The organism is Pseudomonas graminis, from assembly GCF_013201545.1.
Lineage (GTDB): Bacteria > Pseudomonadota > Gammaproteobacteria > Pseudomonadales > Pseudomonadaceae > Aquipseudomonas.
The window spans coordinates 2,386,130-2,406,133 of the sequence record NZ_CP053746.1 but is presented as its reverse complement, the minus strand read 5'-3'; the positions used below and the strand labels follow the sequence as shown (position 1 = coordinate 2,406,133).

The 20,004-nt window shown below is 59.0% G+C and carries 21 protein-coding genes; 5 read left to right on the top strand and 16 right to left on the bottom strand.

Features of this window, described 5'->3' with window-relative positions:
• Positions 1-2 precede the first annotated feature (2 nt).
• Positions 3-965 carry a 23S rRNA pseudouridine(1911/1915/1917) synthase RluD gene (gene rluD / locus FX982_RS10845; protein WP_074890541.1) on the bottom strand — a complete coding sequence of 321 codons (963 nt, stop codon included), beginning with the start codon at positions 963-965 and terminating at the stop codon, positions 3-5.
• Between the two features lie 151 nt (positions 966-1,116).
• Between rluD and FX982_RS10840 the strand changes: the two genes are divergently transcribed.
• The 4 genes from FX982_RS10840 (at position 1,117) to FX982_RS10825 (ending at position 5,456) form a co-directional block, all read left to right on the top strand.
• A complete protein-coding gene (locus tag FX982_RS10840) occupies positions 1,117-2,139 on the top strand; it encodes an outer membrane protein assembly factor BamD (protein WP_122535375.1) in 1,023 nt (340 codons plus the stop codon).
• Positions 2,140-2,291: 152 nt separating this feature from the next.
• Positions 2,292-2,531, top strand: coding sequence for a PP0621 family protein (locus FX982_RS10835; protein WP_122535374.1), 240 nt, complete (start codon positions 2,292-2,294; stop codon positions 2,529-2,531).
• Positions 2,521-4,113, top strand: a complete 1,593-nt coding sequence (locus FX982_RS10830; RefSeq protein ID WP_172610634.1) for a sensor histidine kinase — start codon at positions 2,521-2,523, stop codon at positions 4,111-4,113. Before FX982_RS10835 ends, FX982_RS10830 begins: the two co-directional genes overlap by 11 nt.
• 2 nt (positions 4,114-4,115) lie before the next feature.
• Positions 4,116-5,456: a sigma-54-dependent transcriptional regulator gene (locus FX982_RS10825; RefSeq protein ID WP_172610633.1), complete on the top strand. Its 1,341-nt coding sequence runs from the start codon at positions 4,116-4,118 to the stop codon at positions 5,454-5,456.
• Positions 5,457-5,534: 78 nt separating this feature from the next.
• Here FX982_RS10825 and thiO read toward each other — a convergent pair whose 3' ends face one another.
• The 11 genes from thiO to pilV (FX982_RS10770) all read right to left on the bottom strand — a co-directional run bounded on the left by thiO (position 5,535) and on the right by pilV (FX982_RS10770) (position 14,457).
• Positions 5,535-6,638 (bottom strand): glycine oxidase ThiO, encoded by a 1,104-nt coding sequence (thiO, locus tag FX982_RS10820; protein WP_172613029.1) that lies wholly within the window; start codon positions 6,636-6,638, stop codon positions 5,535-5,537.
• Between the two features lie 30 nt (positions 6,639-6,668).
• Positions 6,669-7,061 (bottom strand): type IV pilin protein, encoded by a 393-nt coding sequence (locus tag FX982_RS10815; RefSeq protein ID WP_172610632.1) that lies wholly within the window; start codon positions 7,059-7,061, stop codon positions 6,669-6,671.
• 11 nt (positions 7,062-7,072) lie between these two features.
• Positions 7,073-10,144, bottom strand: a complete 3,072-nt coding sequence (locus FX982_RS10810) for a pilus assembly protein (RefSeq protein ID WP_172610631.1) — start codon at positions 10,142-10,144, stop codon at positions 7,073-7,075.
• Positions 10,131-10,586, bottom strand: a complete 456-nt coding sequence (locus FX982_RS10805; protein WP_172610630.1) for a pilus assembly PilX family protein — start codon at positions 10,584-10,586, stop codon at positions 10,131-10,133. The genes FX982_RS10810 and FX982_RS10805 overlap by 14 nt, the downstream gene beginning before the upstream one ends.
• A gap of 65 nt (positions 10,587-10,651) precedes the next feature.
• Positions 10,652-11,344, bottom strand: coding sequence for a PilW family protein (locus FX982_RS10800; RefSeq protein WP_172610629.1), 693 nt, complete (start codon positions 11,342-11,344; stop codon positions 10,652-10,654).
• Positions 11,341-11,811, bottom strand: coding sequence for a type IV pilus modification protein PilV (gene pilV, locus FX982_RS10795; protein ID WP_172610628.1), 471 nt, complete (start codon positions 11,809-11,811; stop codon positions 11,341-11,343). Before pilV (FX982_RS10795) ends, FX982_RS10800 begins: the two co-directional genes overlap by 4 nt.
• A complete protein-coding gene (locus FX982_RS10790; protein ID WP_172610627.1) occupies positions 11,808-12,290 on the bottom strand; it encodes a GspH/FimT family pseudopilin in 483 nt (160 codons plus the stop codon). The genes pilV (FX982_RS10795) and FX982_RS10790 overlap by 4 nt, the downstream gene beginning before the upstream one ends.
• Before the next feature lie 125 nt (positions 12,291-12,415).
• A complete protein-coding gene (locus FX982_RS10785) occupies positions 12,416-12,838 on the bottom strand; it encodes a type IV pilin protein (protein ID WP_172610626.1) in 423 nt (140 codons plus the stop codon).
• On the bottom strand, positions 12,835-13,326 hold the full coding sequence (locus FX982_RS10780) for a pilus assembly PilX family protein (protein WP_172610625.1): 492 nt from the start codon (positions 13,324-13,326) through the stop codon (positions 12,835-12,837). Before FX982_RS10780 ends, FX982_RS10785 begins: the two co-directional genes overlap by 4 nt.
• A 4-nt stretch (positions 13,327-13,330) precedes the next feature.
• Positions 13,331-14,032 (bottom strand): PilW family protein, encoded by a 702-nt coding sequence (locus tag FX982_RS10775; protein WP_172610624.1) that lies wholly within the window; start codon positions 14,030-14,032, stop codon positions 13,331-13,333.
• Complete coding sequence (pilV, locus tag FX982_RS10770; protein ID WP_254074892.1) at positions 14,029-14,457, bottom strand: type IV pilus modification protein PilV; 429 nt, start codon at positions 14,455-14,457, stop codon at positions 14,029-14,031. The genes FX982_RS10775 and pilV (FX982_RS10770) overlap by 4 nt, the downstream gene beginning before the upstream one ends.
• A gap of 194 nt (positions 14,458-14,651) precedes the next feature.
• On the opposite strand from pilV (FX982_RS10770), the gene FX982_RS10765 reads away from it, so the two are divergent.
• Positions 14,652-15,155 (top strand): GspH/FimT family pseudopilin, encoded by a 504-nt coding sequence (locus FX982_RS10765; protein ID WP_172610623.1) that lies wholly within the window; start codon positions 14,652-14,654, stop codon positions 15,153-15,155.
• A 21-nt stretch (positions 15,156-15,176) separates the two neighbouring features.
• On the opposite strand, the gene ispH is transcribed toward FX982_RS10765, so the two are convergent.
• The 4 genes from ispH to ileS form a co-directional block, all read right to left on the bottom strand.
• Positions 15,177-16,124: a 4-hydroxy-3-methylbut-2-enyl diphosphate reductase gene (ispH, locus tag FX982_RS10760; protein ID WP_122622728.1), complete on the bottom strand. Its 948-nt coding sequence runs from the start codon at positions 16,122-16,124 to the stop codon at positions 15,177-15,179.
• A gap of 82 nt (positions 16,125-16,206) precedes the next feature.
• Entirely contained in the window at positions 16,207-16,674 is a 468-nt protein-coding gene (gene fkpB, locus FX982_RS10755) for an FKBP-type peptidyl-prolyl cis-trans isomerase (protein ID WP_172610622.1), read from the bottom strand.
• Positions 16,667-17,179, bottom strand: coding sequence for a signal peptidase II (gene lspA / locus FX982_RS10750; RefSeq protein ID WP_172610621.1), 513 nt, complete (start codon positions 17,177-17,179; stop codon positions 16,667-16,669). Before lspA ends, fkpB begins: the two co-directional genes overlap by 8 nt.
• Positions 17,172-20,003, bottom strand: coding sequence for an isoleucine--tRNA ligase (gene ileS, locus FX982_RS10745; RefSeq protein WP_172610620.1), 2,832 nt, complete (start codon positions 20,001-20,003; stop codon positions 17,172-17,174). Before ileS ends, lspA begins: the two co-directional genes overlap by 8 nt.
• Position 20,004: the final 1 nt, after the last annotated feature.

Genomic DNA, 20,004 nt, shown 5'->3' with positions numbered 1-20,004 from the left:
AGTCATCCGATGAAGGCTTCACGGTCTTGCTTGAGCAGGGTCAGCAGCCAGACAAAGTCGTCCGGCAACGGCGATTCCCAGCTCATGCGCTTACCGGTCGTCGGATGATCCAGTTCAAGGAAACGCGCATGCAGCGCCTGACGCGGGAAATGTTTCAACGATTCGACCATGTTCACGTTGGCCGCAGGCGGGATCCGGAAACGACCGCCGTAGGCAGGATCGCCTACCAGGGGGAAGTTGATGTGGGCCATGTGCACACGAATCTGGTGAGTACGCCCGGTTTCCAGCTTGACCCGCACGTGGGTGTGGGAACGAAAACGCTCCAGAACCCGGTAATGGCTGACCGCTGGCTTGCCGCCTTCCATGACAGCCATGCGCTGACGCTGCTGACCATGACGACCGATCGGTGCGTTGATCTTGCCGCCGGCAGTCACCACCCCGATAACGATGCACTCATAGATGCGGCTGACGCTGCGGTTCTGCAGTTGAGTGACCAGCTGGGTCTGCGCCTGAATGGTCTTGGCGACGACCATCAGACCGGTGGTGTCCTTGTCCAGGCGATGCACGATGCCGGCACGCGGGACATTGATGATGTCCGGCACGTGGTGCAGCAAGGCGTTGAGCAGGGTGCCATCGGCGTGACCGGCTGCCGGATGTACAACCAGGCCGGAAGGCTTGTTGATGACCAGGATCTGGTCGTCTTCGTAGACGATATCGAGCTCGATGTCCTGCGCGATCCACTCGCCCTGGGCTTCCTGCTCGGCTTTGAGGAGCAGAACGGCGCCACCATGCACGATGTCACGCGGGCGCAAAACGCCACCGTCCACCGTCAGGCGACCGTCTTTGATCCAGGCGGAAAGGCGCGAGCGCGAGTGCTCTGCGAATAGTTGGGCGGCGACTTGGTCGAGGCGTTGACCGCCCAATTCGGACGGCACCTCTGCGCGGAGTTCTATGATCTCAGACATGCTCAAACTAGGAGGTGGCACTGGCCTTTGGTTTCGGCTGTGCGCTTGTGGTTAAATACGGCGTCTTTTGTCCCGGGGGTTCCACGGGGCGCCCATCATAACAGGACGGTCCTGCGCAAGACAGCAGGCCGTTATAGGGACGCAAGCCGCCATGCAAGTGAAACACCTGCTGCTGATAGCCATCCTCGGACTTACTGTTGCCTGTTCTTCGAAGAAAGAAGTCATCGACGAAAACCTCAGTGAAGTCGAGCTGTACCAGCAGGCGCAGGCCGATCTGGACAACAATAGCTATAACAGCGCCACCGAGAAGCTCAAGGCGCTGGAGTCGCGTTATCCGTTCGGTCGCTACGCTGACCAGGCGCAACTCGAGCTGATCTACGCCAACTACAAGAATGGCGAGCCGGAAGCTGCCAAGTCGGCCGCCGAACGTTTCATTCGTCTGCACCCGCAACACCCGAACGTCGATTACGCCTATTACCTCAAGGGCCTGACCTCGTTCGACCAGGACGTCGGCATCATCGCCCGCTTCCTGCCGCTGGATCAGACCAAGCGTGACCCGGGCGCTGCTCGCGATTCGTATAACGAGTTCGCTCAGCTGACCAGCCGTTACCCGAACAGCCGCTACGCACCCGACGCCAAGCAGCGCATGATTTATCTGCGCAACCTGTTGGCGGCGTACGAGATTCACGTTGCCGACTACTACCTGACCCGTCAGGCCTACGTGGCAGCGGCCAACCGCGGTCGCTACGTTGTCGAAAACTTCCAGGAAACCCCATCGGTCGGTGACGGCCTGGCGGTAATGGTTGAGGCCTATCAGCGTCTGCACCTGGACGACCTGGCTGACACCAGCCTGCAAGTCCTGAAAACCAACTACCCGGATCACCCGCAACTGGTAGACGGCAAGTTCGAAGCGCGCACGGCCGAGGCCGACAACCGCTCGTGGCTGTCCAAGGCGACGCTGGGCCTGATCGAAAGCCGTCCGCCGCTGCCGCCAGGGCAAACCCGCGCCAACCAGGACGTGATCAAGCAGTACCAGGACGCCAAGGAAGCCATCCCTGCCGACCTGCTGCCTGAGAACCAGTCGGCTGACGAAGAGAAGAAAAACGATGACGACGACGGCACGCCGAAAAGCCGCTCGATCTTCAGCTACATGACCTTTGGCCTGTTTGACTGATTCAGTCCCTGCCAAACGTCAGCTAAAAGAGGCCCTTCGGGGCCTTTTTTAATGCCCGACCGTTTTCCGACAGCATCCGACGATGGAGATGACTGTGCGCCCGACACACGCTTGGCTACACTGCGCGCTCTTCACTTCATAAGCTGACAGACATGATTCGCTTGATTATGTGGATCGCCCTGATCGTGGCGGCCATCTGGTTTTTCAAACGCCTGGTGAAAGGCCCTGCCCCACGCCCGAAACCCGCAACGCCGGAACTCGACGCTGCGCCCATGGTGCGGTGCGCGCAATGTGGCGTGCATGTCCCGCGCGATCGCGCGCTGAGCCAGAACCAGCAATGGTATTGCACAGAAGCACACCGTTTGCAGGGCCCCGCCACACGTGACCGCTGACAGCCTGTCGCTGACCACGCCACAGGCCCAACGCATCCTGCGGCTGTATCACCTGTACCGTCTGAGCATCGGCGTCCTGCTGGTGCTGCTGATTTCCAGCAGCCTGGACGCCGAGTTGCTGGAACTGGCCGATATCGAGCTGTTCCGGATCGGCTGCTGGCTGTATCTGGTGTTCAACATCCTCGTGGTCGTGCTGCTTGAGCGCCCGAGCCGCCAGGGGCAACTGTTCTCCCTGGCCATGGCCGACACGCTGATGCTGGCCGCGCTGTTCTATGCCGGAGGCGGTGCACCGAGCGGTATTGGCAATTTGATCATTGCCTCCGTGGCGATCAGCAACGTGCTGCTGCGCAAGCGAACCGGGCTGCTGATTGCCGCGCTCTCAGCCATCGGCATCATTTATCTGACCTTCTACATCAGCTATCACAAGCCCTCCGCTGCCAATCATTTCGTGCAGGCCGGCTCCCTCGGTGCCCTGTGCTTCGCAGCAGCGCTGCTGGTTCAGGCCCTCGCACGACGCCTACAGCTCAGCGAAGACATCGCCGAACGTCGCGCCGCCGATGTCGATAATCTTGAAGAGCTCAACGCGCTGATCCTGCAACGCATGCGGACCGGCATATTGGTACTCGACGAAGATCACAAAGTGCTGCTCGCCAACCAGAGCGCGCTGAACCTGTTGGGCCACGAGCGCCTGCTCGGCGAAATCGTCGACGCCTACTCGCCGCAACTGGTCGAGCGCCTGGCTCAGTGGACGACCAACCCGTCCATGGCACCGCGCAGCATCACGACATCGGCCATCGGTCCGGTGCTGCGTCCGGGGTTCATCGCACTGGCGCGGGGCAGCCATCGCCACACCCTGGTGTTTCTCGATGACCTGTCCCAGATTTCCCAGCAGGCCCAACAGCTCAAACTCGCCGCGCTGGGCAGACTGACCGCTGGCATCGCCCACGAGATCCGCAACCCGCTGGGCGCCATCAGTCATGCCGCACAGCTGCTGTTGGAATCCGAGGAACTGACCGCGCCGGACCGTCGTCTCAGTCAAATCATTCACGATCAATCGCGGCGGATGAATCTGGTGATCGAGAACGTTCTGCAGCTGTCTCGTCGACGTCAGACCGAACCCCACCTGCTCGATCTCAAGGGGTGGATCGAGGACTTCGTCCGTAACCTGCGCGGTGACCTGATGGCTGATCAGGCCGTGCATCTGGATATCGGTCCGGGCGTGCTCAGTACGCAGATGGACGCGGAGCAGTTGCAGCAAGTGATGAGCAATCTGGTGCAAAACGGGCTGCGCTACAGCGGCCAGCTGCACGAACACGCCCAAGTGTGGCTAAGGTTGTTTCAAGCCCCGTTCAGCGAACTGCCGACGCTGGAAGTCCTCGACGACGGGCCGGGTGTTGCCGAAGAGCATCTCGGGAAAATCTTCGAGCCCTTCTTCACCACCGAAAGCAAAGGAACCGGGCTGGGCCTGTACCTTTCGCGCGAGCTGTGCGAAAGCAATCAGGCGAGCCTTAATTACACTCCACGGGAAGGTGGCGGTAGCTGCATGCGAATAACCTTCGCCCATCCGTTCAAGCTGAGCTGAACATGAGCCAACGGCAAAAGATCCTGATCGTCGACGATGAGCCGGACATTCGTGAGTTGCTGGAAATCACGCTCGGACGGATGAAACTGGACACTCGCAGCGCGCGCAACGTCAAGGAAGCCCAGGAGTGGCTGGCGCGCGAGGCATTCGACCTGTGCCTGACCGACATGCGTCTGCCGGATGGCAATGGCCTGGAGTTGGTGCAGCACATTCAGAAGCGCCACAACCAGGTACCGGTGGCGATGATCACCGCCCACGGCAGCCTCGACACGGCAATCCATGCACTGAAAGCCGGCGCGTTCGACTTCTTGACCAAGCCGGTCGACCTGACGCGATTACGTGAGTTGGTGACCAGCGCCTTGCGCCTGCGCATCGCCCCTGCCGAAGACAACCGCATCGACCATCGCCTGCTGGGCAGCTCTCCACCGATGCAGGCGCTGCGTAAGCAAATCGCCAAACTGGCGCGTAGCCAGGCGCCGATCTATATCAGCGGCGAGTCGGGCAGCGGCAAGGAGCTGGTCGCACGGTTGATTCACGAGCAAGGCCCGCGCGCCGAGCAGTCGTTCGTACCCGTCAACTGTGGCGCGATCCCGTCGGAACTGATGGAAAGCGAATTCTTCGGGCACCGCAAAGGCAGTTTCACTGGCGCCCATGAAGACAAACCCGGGCTGTTTCAAGTGGCCAATGGCGGGACGCTGTTTCTGGATGAAGTGGCTGATCTGCCGCTGGCGATGCAGGTGAAGCTGCTCCGCGCGATCCAGGAAAAATCCGTTCGCGCGATTGGCGGCCAGCAGGAGCAAGTGGTGGACGTTCGCGTGCTGTGCGCGACTCACAAGGACCTCAATCAGGAAGTAGCCGCCGGGCGTTTTCGGCAGGATTTGTATTACCGGCTGAACGTCATCGAACTGCGCGTCCCGCCCCTGCGCGAGCGCCGCGAAGACATTGAAGAGATCGCCAACAGCGTGCTGCGCCGCCTGGCCGAATCCGCCGGAGAGCCTGCCACCCTTCTCCCGCCCCACGCGCTGGCGGCCCTCAAGGGCTACCGTTTTCCCGGCAATGTGCGCGAGCTGGAAAACATGCTGGAACGTGCATACACACTCTGCGATAACGATCAGATCAATATCGAGGACCTGCGCCTTGCCGAGCCGTCACGCCCTACTGAGCAGGACGGCCCGAGCCTGGCCAACATCGATAACCTGGAAGACTATCTGGAGAGCATCGAGCGCAAACTGATCCTGCAGGCGCTGGAGGAAACTCGCTGGAATCGTACGGCGGCGGCGCAGCGCTTGAATTTGACGTTCAGGTCGATGCGTTATCGGCTGAAGAAGCTGGGGCTGGAGTGAGGGACTTCGCGACGTCGGAAAGGCCCCAAAGAAGGACCGATCGTTCCTCTTTTGGGACCTGTTCTTCGGCTGAACCACTCAGGCGTTGAGTCTTCCCGCAGGCGCATACGGCGCCTCATCAATAATCGGCTCATCCCCCACCAGCAAATCCGTCAACAACTGACATGAGGCCGGCGCCAGCACCAGGCCGTTGCGGTAGTGCCCGCAGTTCAGCCACAAGCCTTCATGATCCGGCACCGGGCCGATGAAAGGAATGCCGTCCGGCGAGCCCGGTCGCAAACCCGCCCAGTGCCCGACCACATGGGCTTCCGCCAACGCGGGGATCAATTCAATCGCCGAAGCTTTCAGGCTGTCCAGCGCATTTTCGGTGGGTGTCTTATCAAACCCTTCGTGCTCGAGCGTACTGCCGATGAGGATATGTCCGTCGCGCCGGGGGATGGCGTAACGACCCTTCGCGAGGATCATGCTAGGCAGAAAGTCGGCCGCGCATTTGTAGAGAATCATCTGACCTTTTACCGGCTCAACGGGCAGCGCCAGCCCCAGTTTGCCAAGCAAGTCGCCGCTCCATGCACCGGCGGCCAGCACCACGCTGTCGCCGAGTACATCGCCCTCGTCCGTCGTGACACCCAGTACCCGATCACCTTCGCGCACGAAGTCGATGACCTGGCAGTGCTCTCGAATCACCACATTGGGCAACGCCAATAACGCAGCCTTCAGCGACTTGACCAGACGCGGGTTGCGCACGTTGGCGACGTCGGCCATGTGCACCGCACGTGAATAGCCACCGCCCATGACGGGCACGGCGTCGTACACGGCGGAAATATCCACCGATGTCAGGGGACGGTTCATGCGCGCCGCCCACTGGAGCGCTTCTGCTTCGTCATCCAGGTCCAGCCAGTAAAGGCCAGTCTTGTGCACTTGCGGATCAATGCCGGTGATCGCCAGCAAACGTTCGGCGAGCTGTGGGTAAAAATCCTGCGACCAGTGTGAGAGTGCTGTTACGGCCGGGCTGTAGCGCCATGGATAAAGCGGCGACACGATGCCGCCACCAGCCCAAGAGGATTCCTGGCCGACTTCCGAGCGGTCGATCAGCGTTACATTTCGGCCTTTGGAGGCGAGGTTGAAGGCGGTCAGGAGACCGATGACGCCGCCGCCGATGATAATGATGTGTTGATCTAGCACAGCGGCCACGACTTGTTCATCTGCATGGATTCAACGGCCCCAACAGTCTTTGTTCGACAGGCCGGTGGAATTGGTGCGCAAGCCAGTGTTGGTGATCTGGAAATTGCCGCACTTGTCGCCGTTCATCATGGAGTCGGGGACGGGTGTTGCCGTCAAAATGAAGTCTGTAGCGGTGGGTGCTACGGCAACGGTGTACCAGGCATTGGAGCCTGCGACCGGCGCAGCGACATAGGTACCGTTCTTGGTATAGAAACGCTCTAAAGCCTGGCTTTGCTCCATCAGGACTCCGGCAATCTCGGTCCGATGAGTGCGCCGCACGTACTCGGTATAACTGGGGTAAGCAATGGCCGCGAGAATACCCACAATCGCCACCACGATCATCAGTTCTATGAGGGTGAATCCCTTCGTTTTACTGTCCGACATTTTTTCTTTCCTCATCTGATCTGTCGCCACATGATGCGTCGGTCCGAAACCCCACCTAACTCGGTGCCTGTCGGAGGAATAGCCAGACCGCCCGCCACAATAGCCTGATTACCATTAGCTTTATCAAGCCTGACAACCGAAGGCACACCGCCGCTCACCAGGTAGCCGCTTGAGGTAGCGTCACTGCTGTTAATCTGCCCGTCACCGTTTGTATCCAGAACCGGGTAGCTGAGCATTTTCCCGTTCAAGGCATCCAGGTCACCGAACCTGCCGGACCCCGAACTTGAGCAAGGATCCGTAGTGTCCACAATCGCGGTAGTGAACTGAACACGGCCGAATGCGAGTACGGCAGCATAGATAATCCGCTCACCCGTCGCGAAGTTGTTGTAAATCAGCGGAAGGTAAAAACCTTTCTTGGCGGCGTAATTCACATCGTTCTGAGTGGTGGTGAAGAATTGCGCTGAGGATGTAATGGCTTGCGCCACGAGATCACTCTCTCGATAGTTGGCACTCGTTCCGTCGTTGTCCCAGACCGCATAAAACGCCTGAGTCGCTGTCGTGGTTTTGTCCGACGCTTCCAGCAATTTACCGGTGCCGAAATAAACCATCTTGCCGCCGTTCGGGTTATTTCCCACGACCGGCTGAGCAGTGATTGGCTGATTCGCCCCTCCTGAAGCAGTGAACAGTGGACTTCCACCCAGTCCTACTTTCCAGGTGGATGCGGTTTGTCCCGTAAAATCAAACTTCCACATCTGACCCTTCAGATCACCGCCATAAGCGTACTGAACAACGCTCTGAGCATTGACGCGTAGCTTGACTGAAGACAATCCATTGTTGCCTGAGGTATCAACGGCAATCTCTTTTATCAGGGCCCCATTGCTGACATCGACGACAAAGAGTGACGCCACGCCATTGGTGCTGCCATAGCCATTGGAGATGAAGGCTGCCCATCTGCCATCTGGTAATTGAGCCACCTCCGGCTTGGCATAGGCGTAGCCCATATTGGCAAAACCCGCAGTCACACTGCTGATGTCCCAAAGCGCTTTAACTGTATTAGAGGTACCCGCGTTGAACAGCTGTAGCGCATAGAACCCCTTGCCACCGGAGCCCGCGCCCCCGATGGCTAAAGTTTTCCAGGACGAAGCAAACTGCACATCTACGATAGAAATTTGCCCATCCACCAAAAATTTGTGAGAGACGCCATTGATGTAATTGGGATCCGCGACGTAATGCAGGTTCGAGAGCACCGTGGAAGGCATATACGCGTACAGCCTTTTACCCGTCGATGGGTCTATCACGTTGACCAACCCATCGTTGGCGTTGACCACGAGGGTGGGGTTCATTGAGTTTGATTTGATATCCAGATACGTGGAATAGCTATTATCAGAGGCCGGATCAGACGCTGGATTATCGGTAGGTGAAGCGTACGCCAAGGGCGAGTTGATTACATCACCGAGCAACACCGTACGCGTTTTCAATCCTGTCTTGTTCGTCCCCTTACTCCATTGCACCAAGTCCAGTCCAGAAATTCCGAGTGGCAAATTGGCGCTGAGCACGAGCTGCTGCGGCAGTGAAAAGTTGAGAAAAGACAGCGGAATAACGGCATTGGTCAGAGAGTTCCAAGACTCATAAGTAGGAGCAATGCCCGGAACGATCTGCTTGTCAGTGGACCAGATAGGCGTCGTGGTATTCACCGTTCCATCAGTCGCAATGGGAAAAGCCTTGATCGTACCGCGCCAATCAGTCGGATCGTATTGAGTCTGGAAATAAACAGAACTGGTGGACAAAGACGAGTTAGACGCTACACCTCCCCCGGTTCCTGCGCGAGAGGTGATGTCATTCAGGGCTGCGGACAAAGCCGTATTCAAACCCGCACTGTCAGTCGCTTGATAGTAGATACCCTTTCCGTAAACCGCTGCGTCGGAAAGCATGGCATTAGCGGCTGTGAATCCAACGGTGTAGGTAAACATATTCTGCTTGGGGAAGTCGGTGGCATCCCACCCCTTGTTGGCGGCATCGGTCCCGCCCGTTCGCATATCGATGTCGTAGGCGAATTTCGCGATATCGTCCAGGTAAAGGGTGTCACCCTCTCCATCGCCATTGAGGTTATCACCGTCGTTATTCTTGCCGTCCCAATTAGGCAGATTGGCACCGCCCAAAGGATCATTAGTGGGAAAGGTCCGGTCGTAGGTCGGCAGACCATCGGTGATAACGACGCCATAGTTGCGCTGGCAACGGTACTGAATCGGGCTGGTATAGGTAGAAGGCGTTGTATTGTAATAGGGCGTCATTCCTCGAAAGTAGCGGGTCACCTCGTAATAGGCTTCGGCCAGTGGCGTGTTGGCGATGGCTCCAAGGCTATTGATGGACGAGATCAACGAGTTGTAGTTGGCATTGGCTTGCGCGGCGCTTGTAGCGTTCGTCTGGGACAGATCGCTGATCGCCCTCGCGATGTTGCCGCCAGGCCCGGCGTTTCCGCTCGTAGGGGGATTGAAGGTGGCCAGGCCAATGCGCAGATTTCGATTGCTGGCCACCAGCGCGGCAGACACCGTGCGCGCGACATTGATTCTGTAATCATCGGGAATAGAATCATCCGTGTAGTCTTTTTTGGACAACGACGTGGCGTAAAGCAAGTAGCTGATGTAAGCAGTGGTGTAACGAGTGTTACCGTTACCGACAGGGTCGGGGAGCTTGAGACAGACGCGCGTACGTGTGGTGAACTTGTAGAAACCATCGTACCCGGCATCGCACCCGCCAGCGCGGAGGTTTCCTACAAAATAATTGGTGTCCGTCATATCCATTGCAGTGACATTACTGCAGTTGAAATCCGAATTGCAGGTGTACACCTGCACCGGATCCGCGTTGGGATCGAACCCTGAGGCCCAGATAATGCTGTTCATACTCCCAGAGTCGTCGACCAGGAGCATCACGTTCGGAGTCACTGACCCTACCGTTAACAAAGGCGAGTCTGACGGTACAAAAGCAGCGTATGCAGTGGCCGAGCCATAAAGGCCAAGCAGTACACCCAACAACAGCCTGCCCAAATAAAGCCTTGCTCTGCGGCACCACTCAACGTTTGGCATAAATACTTTCCACTACAGTGCGCGAGTTACCCGACACGCCTACGCCGGTGATGCGATACAGCGTCCAAGATCTACCTTCATCCTCTCCGACAAAATTGACGTTAACCGGGTCCTTTGTTGTCGCAATTTTCTGCACCGCCCAAAAGCCTCCCGTCACGCCCGTCGTCGCGTACCAGATCACTCCCGAGGTACTGTTCGCACCCGGTGCCTGTACGCTTGTAGCTTCCGGAGGTGGAGCGCATTTTGTGCACGTCGCCAGTTTGTAATCATTGGCCTGAACTGCAGACTCCCCCATACGCGCAGCCGCCTCTGCGATCTGAAATGACTCATTGCGCAACTTAACGCTGCCCGACATCTTCTCCTGAAGCGTCGCGTTCTGCATCGATGAGATCCCGATCAACGTCAGCAGCAAGAGAAACACCAGACTGACGAGCAGCGCCATGCCACGCTCGCGGGGCCGGATGCGTTGAACAGCTCTTCGCTTGGCTATGTTCACGATGGCAACCCCTAATAGAGACGGTTACGTAAAGCGGTGAGAACGCTGAACGTCTGGTTTTTAACCCGACCTGTTGCATCTTGAAGCTCAATGGAGAGCCGCACGGTGCGTATCAGGTTCGTGCTGGCAGGCGTCGCGGTGTAAGCCGTAACAGTTGTGTCCGAGGCCGTATTGGCAGTGCCGAACATAACCGAGAAATTTTTTACGTTACTGACGATGGGAGCGCCCCCCAGAAGTATCTGGTTATTCGCAAACTGGTAGACGAGCTGACGTATCGGAAACGCTAACTGATTAGCAGCGGGTGTAGCCGCCCCGGTTGTGGCGGTCGCTCCCGACTTGCAATCGGAGACAACGGTCCATGTCGGAACACCTCCATTGCTTCCCACATCCGCAGTCACCAGCGTCAATTTTGACGCGGCGTTATCCCACCGGACTGGCGTCATTTGCGCAGCGGCAAAATCACTGTTGGCGCTTGAGTCTTTGACCGTCGCCAGACAGCCAAACATCCCGACCATGCGTATTTCCTGAGCCATCTTGGTGAGGATGAAACGTGCATCCTCCTGCATAACGGCCGAGGCGTTCTGCGACAGATAGGTATTCTTGGCTGAAATGAAAATCTGAATAACCCCAGCAACTATAAGCAAACCCAGTAGCAGTGAGATCATGATCTCGATCAGGCCGAAGCCTTTGGCCCGGTACTTCATTGCGTCACCTTCGGGTCTATCGCCACACGACTCGTCACCTTGAAGGTCTGCAAGAAAGTTGCCGTATTGGCCGCCCGAGCATCACTCCAGATGACAGTAATGGTGACCAACCTCTTATTTACCGGATCCACCGCAATCGTCCCATCGCCCGTAACCGGGTCGAGAGTTCGGATATTGGTCTTGAAGTCGTAGAGGTCCTGCGTGCGCGGAACATTCAGATTGGGACCAGAAGGCACCGCCGCCAGGGACGTCAGACTATAGTCAGCATCAGGATTGGCACGTATGCGGTCCATCATGTCGTACGCGATAAAACTGGCCTGACTGCTGAGCCTTGAACTGTCGGTGTACTTCAACGCATTTAACTGGAGTGCCGCCGCGCCCAGAAGCCCAATCGCCAGAACAAGCAGGGCGACCAATACCTCAATGAGCGTCGTGCCTTGTTGCCTGGGATCAATTCTGGCGTTCATATACAGGCGCCCAATGCGATACGGCCGGTCAGGCATATGTTGATCACTTTGGTGATGGTGCCGCGGGTATAGGTGATGACCAAAGGACCCGCAGGCACCGGCACCGGGGCGGCCAAACCGCCCAGGTTGTTGAAGTCAATCGCAACAGGATTACCGCCCACTGTCAGCACTGAGGTCGTGTCCATAGCCGAGAGGACACGCAGCGCAGTTATCGGGCTCACGGTGGGATCGTAGGCAAATAACTGAGTATTCCATGCAGCACCCGCCACGGTAGGCGCTATGCGAATAACGGTGCCACTGTTTATAGCCTGTTGGCGGGCGTAATTAAGGAACCGTTGAAAGTCGCTTACCTCGGTGTCGGCCTTGGTGTTCTGAATGGCAGAGCTGAAACTCGGAATGGCGATTGCGGCGAGGATGCTGACCAACGTGATGGTCACCAGCAACTCGATCAACGTAAAACCCCGACACCGTTTGGGCATTTAATCTCTCCTTAATGGAGAAACTATATAGCAACCGGTTGTTTCAATATTTGCCGAGGGGATGTGTGGCTGTTTTCGACGGACGAACGCCCTGACGCGCGGCGCCGTAGCCGACCTTGGTCATCTCACCGCCCCCAACACCCCGACACACTGGCAGCCCCCGACATCCCGAGATTGTCGCGCCTGCCGGTGTTTTCCAGCACAAAGCTGCCGCAGGCATCGCCCGCCATCATCCCCCCGCCAATCGGCGACGCAGTCAGCGTAAACGTCCGTTCCTTGCGTTCAGCCTCTATCCGGTAAAACGCATTCCCGAACGACACTTCATGACTAAATGCCGGCGGCCCGCTGACGTCCGAATACTGCCCAGCCCGCGAATGAAACCGCTCCAGTCTCTGCGCTTCTTCAATCAGCATCCCAGCGATCTCCGAGCGGCGGGTTTTCCGGGTGTATTCGCTGTACTGCGGGTACGCGACGGCGGCAAGTATCGCGACGATCGCGATGGCAATCAGCAACTCAATCAGGGTGAAGCCTCTACCCGTCCTGCTCATTGCCGCTGCCGCCACATCACGCGACGCTCCTGGGTGTGGATGCTTTCGAGCACAGTCCGTGAGTCGCCTTCGATGCCAATGGCCGTCACGCGGTACAAGGTCCAAAATTGACCGTCTGCGCCACCGGCAGGTTGGTCGGTTTGGCCGACATGCTGAATGCCGTAGAAACCACCCCGCGTTGCGACCCAATCCACTCCTGAAGACCCGCCGGCGCCGCTGTTGGAAAGGGTCAGCGCTTCGGGCGGCGGCAGACACTTCGCGGGCGACGAACAGCCCTGCAGGGAAAAACCCGGTGCCACAATTTTTGCTTCCGCGATGCGCAGCGCTGTTTCGGCAGCCTGAAACGACGCATCGCGGCGCTTGAGCGTGCCGGCGACCTTTTCCTGGAGCGTGGCGTTCTGCATCGACGATGTCGCCAACAGGGTCAGCAACAACAGAAACACCAGGCTGACGATCAACACCGCACCACGTTGTGCACTCACGTTCATGCCCTCATCCCAGCCGATTACGGATGGCGGCAACGACATCAACGGTTTGCTCCTGCACCCGGCCTGCGGGGTCGAACAGGGTGAGGGTCAGGCGTACGCTGCGGATCAACGAGGGCTCGGCAGTGGCAGCGTAACGCGCGATGGAGCGATCGTTGAGCGATCCGGCGACGCCGAACAGCACACTGAACGCGCCCACGTTGCTGACCAGCGACTGGCCGTTCAGGGACAGCTCATTGCGTGCCTTGTTGAAGCGATAGACCTGCCGGTGAATGGGCATCGCGGTCTCACCTGCGGAAAGCCGAGGCGCCCGGCCGTTGGAGTACGCGCTGGCGGTCGTCACGCAGTCAGTGTGAATGACCCAGGTCGACCAGCCACCGCCCTCCCCGGTCCCGGCCGTGGCGAGGGTCAGAGTTTTCGAATTGGCGTCCCACGTGATGGGGTCTTGAAACGCCTTGGAAAAGCCTTTGCCGGCACTCGCGTCCTCGACCGTCCCCAGGCAGCCGAACATGCCCGCCAGCCGCACTTCCTGGACCATTTTGCTGAGCACGAATCGTGCGTCTTCCTGCAGGCTGGCGGACGATGTCTGACTGGCATAGCTGCTCTTCGAGCTGATGAATATCTGCGCCAAGGCCAGCGACATCACCAATCCCAAGACCAGCGCCAGCATGACTTCGACGAGGCCAAAGCCCTTCTCCAGAGGCCTCATGGTCGTGCGACCCGCTCGGCAGAGACATCTGCGGTCAGCGTAAGCGTTTGCTTCTGCGCGGCGTCCTGGCTGGCACGGGAATCGTCCCACGTCAGCGTGAGGGTCACGCTCGATCCCGCCACCGCTATGGATGCCTCGGCGTCGTCACCGGCCGCGCGTTTCAACTGCGTCGCGAAGTCGTACAGGTCTTGCTGGCGAGGCACGGCGAGACTGCCGGAGGTCGGAGCCTGACTCAGAGAAGACAGCGCGTAGCGGGTGCCAGGATTGGCGCGGATGCGCTCGAAAAGGTCATGGGCGATGAAGCTGACGTGCAGGCTGCGCATCGAGCTGTCGGTGTACTTCAGCGCATTGAGCTGCAACATCGCCACGCCCAATATGCCGACGCTGAAGATCAGCAACGCGACCAGCACTTCGATCAATGTCATCCCCGATTGCATCGTTTTCCCTCGCACCATTCACCTCGACGATTCCCGTGCAGACGCCATTGAAGACGATGCGCAGCGGTTTGCCCGGAGGATGTGTAACGGCGGCTTGCGGACATACCGGCTGACAATCGACCCGGTTGTCAGGGCGGCCGAGCAGGTGTTTCCTTGAGCGCCGCACTCAACGGAAGACGCTCGTGAACCAGCAAGGATTGACGCTGATAGAACTGCTGGCAGGGCTGGTGATTGTCGGCATCGTCGCCACGCTGGCGATCCCCGCCTTCGGGCAATTGATCGACTCACAGCGCCGTCAGGACACGGCCCAGCAACTGGCCAGCGGGCTGCGAATGGCCAGGACCGAGGCAATTCTGCGCAGTCAGCCGGTGGTGATGCAGGCGCTGGAAAATGACTGGAGCCGAGGCTGGAACGTGTTCGTTGACAGCAACCGCAACCAGTTCAAGGACGAGGGCGAGCTGTCACTGACCGAGTTCGCCAGCCACCGAAACGTCAGGGTCGTCGGCAACAGCAAAGTGGCTGCGCGGATAGGTTTTGATAACACGGGGAGGCTGCTGAACAACGCCAACGGCACACTGGCAGTGTGCCTCAAAGACTCACCCGTCAGTCGCTATCAGTTGGCAATTGCGGTGACCGGCAGGGTCACGCTGCGATCCGAAGGATTCGGCAGCGAGCCCTGTGCATGATGCGGTGACAGGATGACCGGATTACAGCAGCGATTTGACGCGCAATTCCTTGGGCATCGAGAAGGTGATGTTTTCCTCGCGCCCGGCCAACTCGTCTTCGCCGGTGGCACCCCATGCGTGCAGCTGCTGAATCACGCCGCGCACCAGGACTTCAGGCGCCGAAGCACCGGCGGTAATGCCGATGCGGCCAACGCCGTCGAACCAGCTGCGCTGCATGTCTTCAGCGCCATCGATCAGATAGGCCGGGGTCGACATGCGCTCAGCCAGTTCACGCAGGCGATTGGAGTTGGAGCTGTTCGGGCTGCCCACCACCAACACCACGTCGCACTCATCGGCCAGAACCTTGACCGCGTCCTGACGGTTTTGGGTGGCGTAACAGATGTCGTCCTTGCGCGGCCCGCCAATAGCCGGAAACCGTGCGCGCAAGGCGTCGATCACACGGCTGGTGTCGTCCATCGACAGCGTCGTCTGGGTCACGAAAGCCAGGTTCTCGGGATTGCTCACCTGCAGGTTGGCGACGTCGGCTTCGTCTTCGACCAGATAGATCGCGCCACCGTTGCTCGCGTCGTACTGACCCATCGTGCCCTCAACCTCAGGGTGGCCGGCGTGACCGATCAGGATGCACTCGCGGCCGTCGCGGCTGTAGCGCGCGACCTCGATATGCACTTTGGTCACCAGCGGACAGGTGGCGTCGAACACCTTCAGGCCGCGCCCTGCCGCCTCGGTACGCACCGCCTGCGACACGCCGTGGGCACTGAAGATCACGATAACGTCGTCCGGCACCTGCTCGAGCTCTTCGACGAAGATCGCGCCACGGCTGCGCAGGTCTTCGACGACGAATTTGTTATGAACCACTTCATGGCGCACGTAGATCGGCGGGCCAAACACTTCCAGCGCGCGATTGACGATTTCGATCGCACGGTCCACCCCGGCGCAGAAGCCGCGTGGGTTGGCGAGTTTGATTTGCATGATGTGCCTCGTGTCTACGCGCAATGAAACATATAAACGAAGAGGCCCCGAACTGTGCCGGGGCCAGGCGCTCTGGCAATGCTCAGAGTGCCCTCACCTCGAAGATTTCCACTTCAAAGGTCAACGTCTTGCCCGCCAGCGGATGGTTGAAATCGACGGTGACATGATCATCGTCTATTGCTTTCACCACGCCCGGCAGTTCGGTGTTAGCCGCATCGTTGAAGATCACCAGCAGTCCTTCGGACAGCTCCATGTTCTGGAACTGCGAACGCGGCATGACCTGCAAGTTTTGCGGGTTCGGCTGACCGAAAGCGTTTTCCGGCGGCACCTGCAGCGTACGCTTATCCCCGGCTTTGAAACCGAAAATCAGCGTTTCGAAGCCCGGAAGCAGGCTGCCATCGCCGACCTTGAAAGTCGCCGGCGCCTTGTCGAACGTGCTGTCGACGGTGTCACCGTTTTCCAGGTGCAGCGCGAAATGCAGAGTGACTTCCGTGTTCTGACCGATGCGTGTTTCCTGAGTAGCCTGTTCGGTCACCAACTGATCAGTCATTGACGGTTTCTCCGGTTTTCTTGCTCTTGAACATGTCCAGAGCCAGCATGATCGCGCCAACGGTAATGGCGCTGTCCGCGACATTGAAGGCCGGGAAGCCGTGTTGTTTCCAATGCACGAAGATAAAGTCTATGACATGGCCGATGACGATTCGGTCATACAGATTGCCGAGCGCCCCGCCCAATACAAGGGCAAGGGCAATCGCCAGCCAGGTTTCTTCGCGCCCGAGCCGCTTGAGCCAGACCACCAGCACTACACTCACCACGACCGCAATCAACGCAAACAACCAGCGCTGCCAGCCGGAACTGTCGGCCAGAAAACTGAACGCAGCACCGGTGTTGTAGGCCAGCATCCAGCTGAAGTAGTCGGGAAGGATGACGATCTGCTCGTACAACTCCAGGCGATTTTCGAAGTAGAACTTGCTGGCCTGGTCAATGACCACTACCAGCACGCTCAACCACAACCAACCCAGTCGGCCCATGCGGCCAGCTGATGCGTTAGGCATAGTGACGAACCTCGCCTGCGCCGCTGATGTTGTCGACGCAACGGCCGCAGATTTCCGGATGTTCAGGATCGACCCCGACGTCCTCACGGTGATGCCAGCAGCGCGCGCACTTGGCGTGTCCGGATTTGACGACCTTTAGCTTCAGACCGGCCACTTCGGTAACCACGGCATCGGCAGGCGCGCTGACGAAAGGCGCGACGCTGGCCGTCGAGGTGATGAGCACGAAACGCAGCTCATTGCTGAGCTTGGAGAGATCCGCTACCAGCGCGTCTTCGGCGTACAGCGTAACTTCGGCTTGCAAGTTGCCGCCGATGGCCTTGGCCGCGCGCAGGTTTTCCATTTCCTTGTTGACCGCCACCTTCACCGCCATGATCCGCTCCCAGTAGGCGCGATCCAGCTCGAAGCCTTCCGGCAGCTCACTCAGCTCCTGATACCAGGTATTGAGCATGACCGACTCGTTACGCTCGCCCGGCAGGTACTGCCACAGCTCGTCGGCGGTAAACGCCAGGATCGGTGCGATCCAGCGAACCAGCGCTTCGGAGATGTGGAACAGCGCGGTCTGGCAGGAACGACGCGCCTTGCTGTTGGCGCCGGTGGTGTACTGGCGATCCTTGATGATGTCGAGGTAGAAGCCACCCAACTCCTGCACGCAGAAGTTGTGCACCTTCGAGTAAACGTTCCAGAAACGGTACTCGCCGTAATGCTCTTCCAGCTCACGTTGCAGCAGCAACGCGCGATCCACGGCCCAGCGATCCAGCGCGAGCATGTCTTCGGCGGGTAGCAGATCGGTGGCCGGGTTGAAGCCGGTCAGGTTCGAGAGCAGGAAGCGCGCGGTGTTGCGGATACGTCGATACGCATCGGCGCTACGCTGCAGAATGGTGTTGGAGACGGCCATTTCGCCGGAATAGTCAGTCGCCGAAACCCAAAGACGCATGATGTCGGCGCCGAGCGTGTCGTTGACGGTCTGCGGCGCGATGACGTTACCCAGCGACTTGGACATCTTGCGGCCGTTCTCATCCACGGTAAAACCATGGGTGAGCAATTCACGGTACGGCGCGTGATTGTCGATGGCGCAACCGGTCAGCAGCGACGAGTGGAACCAACCGCGGTGTTGGTCCGAGCCTTCCAGGTACAAGTCGGCGCGTGGACCGCTTTCGTGGCCCATCGGGTGCGAGCCGCGCAGCACATGCCAGTGCGTGGTGCCGGAATCGAACCAGACGTCCAGGGTGTCGGAAATCTTGTCGTAGTGCGGTGCTTCGTCACCCAGCAGCTCGGCAGCGTCCATCTTGAACCAGGCTTCGATGCCTTCCTGCTCCACACGCTGAGCGACTTCTTCCATCAGCTCGACGGTTCGCGGGTGCAGCTCGCCGCTCTCCTTGTTCAGGAAAAACGGGATCGGCACGCCCCAGTTGCGCTGACGGGAGATACACCAGTCAGGGCGGTTGGCGATCATCGAGTGCAGGCGCGCCTGTCCCCACGCCGGCACGAATCTGGTTTCTTCGATGGCTTTCACGGCGCGATTGCGCAGGGTGTCACCCGACGTCGGCTGCTTGTCCATGCCGACGAACCACTGCGCGGTGGCGCGGTAGATCAGCGGGGTCTTGTGACGCCAGCAGTGCATGTAGCTGTGGGTGATGGTCTCGGTGTGCAACAACGCGCCGACTTCGGTCAGCTTGTCGATGATGGGCTGGTTGGCCTTGAAGATGAACTGGCCACCAAAGAACTCCAGCGACGGGCTGTACACGCCGTTGCTCTGCACCGGGCTGATGATGTCGTCGTTGGTCAGGCCGTAGGCTTTGCAGATCACAAAGTCATCGACGCCATAGGCCGGCGAGCAGTGAACGACGCCGGTACCCGCGCCCAGCTCCACGTAGTCGGCCAGATAGATGGGCGACAGACGATCGTAGAACGGATGACGGAAGTTGATCAGCTCAAGTGCTGAACCCTCGGCGGTCGCCAGCACCGAACCTTCGAGGTTCCAGCGCTTCAGGCAGGACTCAACCAGCTCTTCGGCAAGCACCAGCAGACGCTCGCCGGTATCAACCAGCGCGTAGGTGAATTCCGGGTGAACGTTGAGCGCCTGGTTTGCCGGGATGGTCCACGGGGTGGTGGTCCAGATCACGATGGCAGCAGGCTTGCTCAGGCTTGGCAGACCGAAGGCGGCGGCGAGCTTGTCGGCATCAGCAACCGGGAAGGCCACGTCGATGGTGGACGACTTTTTGTCCTGATATTCAACTTCCGCTTCAGCCAGTGCCGAGGCGCAGTCGAAACACCAGTTGACGGGCTTCAGGCCCTTGAACACGAAGCCGTTCTTGACCATTTCGGCCAACGCGCGGATTTCTCCGGCCTCGTTAGCGAAGTCCATGGTGCGGTAAGGGTTGTCCCAGTCGCCGAGCACGCCCAGACGAATGAACTCGGCTTTTTGCCCTTCGATCTGTTCGCCCGCATACGCACGGCACAGCTCGCGGGTCTTGTCCGCAGGCAGGTTTTTGCCGTGGGTGACTTCGACCTTGTGCTCGATCGGCAGACCGTGGCAATCCCACCCCGGAACATAAGGCGCGTCGAAGCCCGACAGGGTTTTCGAGCGAACGATCATGTCCTTGAGAATCTTGTTGACCGCGTGACCGATGTGGATATTGCCGTTGGCGTACGGAGGCCCGTCGTGCAGCACGAACTTGGGCCGATCCTTGCCAATTTCGCGCAGCTTCTGGTACAGGCCAATGCTGTCCCAGCGCTGCAGAGTTTGCGGCTCGCGCTGGGGCAGGCCGGCCTTCATCGGGAAGGCGGTGTCCGGAAGATTAAGCGTGGCTTTGTAGTCGGTCATT

Bases quoted from the DNA above. Each gene is read 5' to 3' on its own strand.
- FX982_RS10785 (WP_172610626.1), bottom strand. From the start codon at position 12,838: ATGAGCAGGACGGGTAGAGGCTTCACCCTGATTGAGTTGCTGATTGCC.
- FX982_RS10780 (WP_172610625.1), bottom strand. From the start codon at position 13,326: ATGAACGTGAGTGCACAACGTGGTGCGGTGTTGATCGTCAGCCTGGTG.
- FX982_RS10825 (WP_172610633.1), top strand. From the start codon at position 4,116: ATGAGCCAACGGCAAAAGATCCTGATCGTCGACGATGAGCCGGACATT.
- pilV (WP_172610628.1), bottom strand. From the start codon at position 11,811: ATGAACGCCAGAATTGATCCCAGGCAACAAGGCACGACGCTCATTGAG.
- FX982_RS10790 (WP_172610627.1), bottom strand. From the start codon at position 12,290: ATGCCCAAACGGTGTCGGGGTTTTACGTTGATCGAGTTGCTGGTGACC.
- ispH (WP_122622728.1), bottom strand. From the start codon at position 16,124: ATGCAAATCAAACTCGCCAACCCACGCGGCTTCTGCGCCGGGGTGGAC.
- lspA (WP_172610621.1), bottom strand. From the start codon at position 17,179: ATGCCTAACGCATCAGCTGGCCGCATGGGCCGACTGGGTTGGTTGTGG.
- FX982_RS10840 (WP_122535375.1), top strand. From the start codon at position 1,117: ATGCAAGTGAAACACCTGCTGCTGATAGCCATCCTCGGACTTACTGTT.
- fkpB (WP_172610622.1), bottom strand. From the start codon at position 16,674: ATGACTGATCAGTTGGTGACCGAACAGGCTACTCAGGAAACACGCATC.
- FX982_RS10800 (WP_172610629.1), bottom strand. From the start codon at position 11,344: ATGAAGTACCGGGCCAAAGGCTTCGGCCTGATCGAGATCATGATCTCA.
- FX982_RS10805 (WP_172610630.1), bottom strand. From the start codon at position 10,586: ATGGCGCTGCTCGTCAGTCTGGTGTTTCTCTTGCTGCTGACGTTGATC.
- ileS (WP_172610620.1), bottom strand. From the start codon at position 20,003: ATGACCGACTACAAAGCCACGCTTAATCTTCCGGACACCGCCTTCCCG.
- FX982_RS10835 (WP_122535374.1), top strand. From the start codon at position 2,292: ATGATTCGCTTGATTATGTGGATCGCCCTGATCGTGGCGGCCATCTGG.
- FX982_RS10815 (WP_172610632.1), bottom strand. From the start codon at position 7,061: ATGTCGGACAGTAAAACGAAGGGATTCACCCTCATAGAACTGATGATC.
- FX982_RS10810 (WP_172610631.1), bottom strand. From the start codon at position 10,144: ATGCCAAACGTTGAGTGGTGCCGCAGAGCAAGGCTTTATTTGGGCAGG.
- FX982_RS10775 (WP_172610624.1), bottom strand. From the start codon at position 14,032: ATGAGGCCTCTGGAGAAGGGCTTTGGCCTCGTCGAAGTCATGCTGGCG.
- pilV (WP_254074892.1), bottom strand. From the start codon at position 14,457: ATGACATTGATCGAAGTGCTGGTCGCGTTGCTGATCTTCAGCGTCGGC.
- rluD (WP_074890541.1), bottom strand. From the start codon at position 965: ATGTCTGAGATCATAGAACTCCGCGCAGAGGTGCCGTCCGAATTGGGC.